The sequence below is a fragment of the Synechococcus sp. H60.1 genome, from assembly GCF_047462335.1.
Lineage (GTDB): Bacteria > Cyanobacteriota > Cyanobacteriia > Thermostichales > Thermostichaceae > Thermostichus.
On record NZ_JANSJA010000289.1, the window covers coordinates 1 to 3,109 of the forward strand.

At 58.8% G+C, this 3,109-nt stretch carries 2 protein-coding genes and 1 pseudogene; 2 read left to right on the forward strand and 1 reads right to left on the reverse strand.

Annotation, left to right across the window (positions count from 1 at the left end):
• The first annotated feature begins 59 nt into the window (after nucleotides 1-59).
• Nucleotides 60-971, forward strand: coding sequence for a cation diffusion facilitator family transporter (locus tag NW852_RS13175; RefSeq protein WP_414371664.1), 912 nt, complete (start codon nucleotides 60-62; stop codon nucleotides 969-971).
• A 76-nt stretch (nucleotides 972-1,047) separates the two neighbouring features.
• Here NW852_RS13175 and NW852_RS13180 read toward each other — a convergent pair whose 3' ends face one another.
• A complete protein-coding gene (locus NW852_RS13180) occupies nucleotides 1,048-2,136 on the reverse strand; it encodes a metallophosphoesterase family protein (RefSeq protein WP_414371662.1) in 1,089 nt (362 codons plus the stop codon).
• A gap of 238 nt (nucleotides 2,137-2,374) precedes the next feature.
• On the opposite strand from NW852_RS13180, the pseudogene NW852_RS13185 reads away from it, so the two are divergent.
• Nucleotides 2,375-3,109 (forward strand): annotated as a pseudogene (locus NW852_RS13185) (RNA-guided endonuclease TnpB family protein); the annotation flags it as partial.

The window sequence follows — 3,109 nt, forward strand, 5'->3', positions numbered from 1 at the left end:
TTGAACCCAAGCCGGTGGCAAAATAAAGCAGAACCGGTTTTCTTCTGAGCCTTTGAGCGGTGAGTTTCCCCGATTCTGCTGCCATAGCCGCTCGCCGTCAGCACCAGGTACAGAGGGTGCTCTATGTTACCCTGGGGCTCAATCTTTTGGTGTTTTTGGTCAAGCTGGGGCTGGGCCTAGCGACGGGATCCCTGAGCTTGGTGGCCGATGCCCTGCACAGCTTTACCGACAGTGGGAGTAACATTCTTGCCTTGCTGGCGGCCCGCTTTTCCTCGCCAGAGCCGGATGAGGAGCACCCCTACGGCCACAGCAAGTTTGAGGCCATTGGAGCGCTGGGGATCGCCGCTTTTCTGGGGATGGCCAGCTTTGAGATCCTCAGCGCAGCAGTGGGACGGTTTTTTAAGCCCCAGCCGCCGCTGCAGGTCGATGGACTGACCCTAGCCCTAATGGTGGGGGTACTGGGGATCAACCTCTTCGTGTCCTTCTATGAACGTTCCTGGGGCAAGGCTTTGTCCAGCTCGCTGCTCTTGGCCGATGCCCGCCATACCCTCAGCGATGTTTGGGTAACCCTGACGGTGCTGCTGGGACTGGCCGGGATCCACTACTGGGGGATCCCCTGGCTGGATCAGGTGCTGGCGGTGCCGGTGGGGCTGCTGGTGTTTTGGAGCGGCTGGGAAGTGTTACAAGAGAATATCCCTTTCCTCACCGACCGGGTAGCCATTCCGCCTAAGACCTTGCGGGAGCTGGTTCTCAGCCTGCCCGGCATCCTCGACTGCCACGACATTGCCTCCCGCGGCATCCCAGGGCAGATGATCTTTATCGAAATGCACATGGTGGTGGAGCCGCTGGACGTGGAGTCGGCCCACCGCATCACCGAAGCGGTGGAGCAACTGCTGCAGGAGCGCTACGGGCCGGTGCGGGTCACCATCCACCTAGAGCCCTACTCCCACATTGGGGGATCCCAACCCTAGGAATGTTTCCGAAAGAACAAACGGTATCGCTTCGCCAACTGCCAAATCCTGCAAAGGCCATTCTTTGCCCTGGTTCCTAAGAAATAGAAAAACCCCGAGGCAGCAAATGGAGCTGCGCCTGATTATCGGGTGGGCAGCGAAAACAACGGCTAAATCGCTCCAGGAATCGACCTACCGGCTGTGGGAAGTCTGGAAAAGCGAGGTCTGGATCCCCGGCAGCTACCCCTGCCCAAAAGTGGCGCAATTGTGGGGCCAAGGCTTGGGCCTGCTCCAGGGGCAAATGCAGCGGCGCAGAGGTTAAAAACTTAACCACCACCGGTTCGCTGCGCTGACCCATCCACTCCCGCGAGAACGCCTGCAAATCGGGCCAATCGGGCAGGGATCCCACCCGGTAGCTTTGGATGTGGACGTGGATCCCGGTCTCGCGATCCAGTCGGATCTCGACAAGGCGGTAGGGATGGGGAAAACTGACCAAAGAGCCGGTGGTAATGTCGTAAACCCCCCCTCGCCGGGCGATGTGCTGAATGTGCAAATGTCCGGTGAACACCAGTTGCACCCCGTAAGCTTGTAGCAGCCGCCGCAATTGAGAGGCATTCTCCAGCATGTAGCGACGGCCCCAGGGGTGGAGGGACTGCCCGCGCAGATGCTCGACCACGTTGTGGTGCACCATCAGCAGCACCAGCTCCTCTTCGGCTGCTGCCAATTCCTTTTCCAGCCAGGTCAGTTGTTCCGAAGTTAGACACCCCACCAACTGGCCCTGAGCATCAAAGTGGTTGGAATTGAGGCCGATCAAACGGATCCCTGGCTGCAACAGGCGGCTGTAATCCAAAGACCGCCCGTCCTCATAGCCAAAAGCTTGGTAGTAGCGGGGAAACTCTGGCAATGCCTCAAGCTGGGGCACATCGTGATTGCCGGGCACCACAAAAGCTGGGAAAGGTAAACGGGCCAGACGCTCCGCCAACCAGGCGTGGTTTTCTGGCTCTCCATGCTGGGTCAGATCCCCCGGCAGCAGCAAAAAATCCAAGGGCAACTGCACCAGGTGTTGCAAAACCTGCTCCAGAGCCGGGATGCTCACCTCCACCAAATGAAACCGGTTGGGATGATCCCAAAGGGTGGAAGGAACAGTGATGTGGGGATCGCTGATCACAGCAAAGCGAATTTGCACAGGTCATCCCGCCTCTGGCCGTCTACAGCTATGATAGCCAAGCCCTTCACACCCTCTTCACAGGCTTCTCCTTGGGATGGGGGGCCAACCCCTAAAGCTGTGTTAAGATTTTGCGTAATTTCAGGGGAGCTGGCGCCTTTCAGCTAGAAACCGCAGGAGCCCCGCCCTGTACCCCCGTATACGGGGGGAGGGGGGCCGGTCAGGGTCGGGAGGAATGCGGACGACGAATAACTGTGACATGGCCCAAGTCCTGACTATCTCTTGCAAGCTCAAGGTATCTGCTTCGCAAGCTGTGAAGCTAGAGGCAACCTTGTCCGCTTTTGCACAAGCACTCCTCGCGCCAGCGGGCCGGAGGCCTTACTGGGTCAACCAAAACACGCCAGAGAAGGTGGTCAACGCCGTCAAGCTCCAATCTCTCTGCTACCGCGCAATTCGTACCCACTTTGGGCTATCCAGCAATAAGGACTCCGTCCCGCTAGCGCGAGTGGCACAACAGGTATGCAGAAGGCTAGCCGCTGCACGTAAGAGTGCCCAACAGAAAAACCGTCCAGTCAAAGCGTTCAAGTCTGGCTTTGTTACCTACGATGCCCGCATCTTCTCTTTCCGCGAGAAGGACTGGACGGTGTCGCTGACCACAAGCCCCCCTCTTGTCCCCCCGCCTGCGGGGGGATGGGGGGCCGGACGCGAACGCTTTGAGCTGGATGTTGGCTCCTACCAGCGCGGCAGGCTGGCGGGTTCTCATCCCAAAGCAGCCACGTTGGTCAAACGCCAAGACGGTTCCTACTACATCCAGATTGGCGTGGAGTCTGAGGCACCAGAGCCGGAGCACGCTGTCAAGGCAATGGGCATGGATTTGGGTAGGAGAGATATTGCCCACACCTCTGAGGGGGATCACTGGAATGGACAGCGGTTGAACCGGGTCAGAGACCACTACTCCCGGTTGAGGGCGGCTCTGCAACGCAAGGCCAGTATG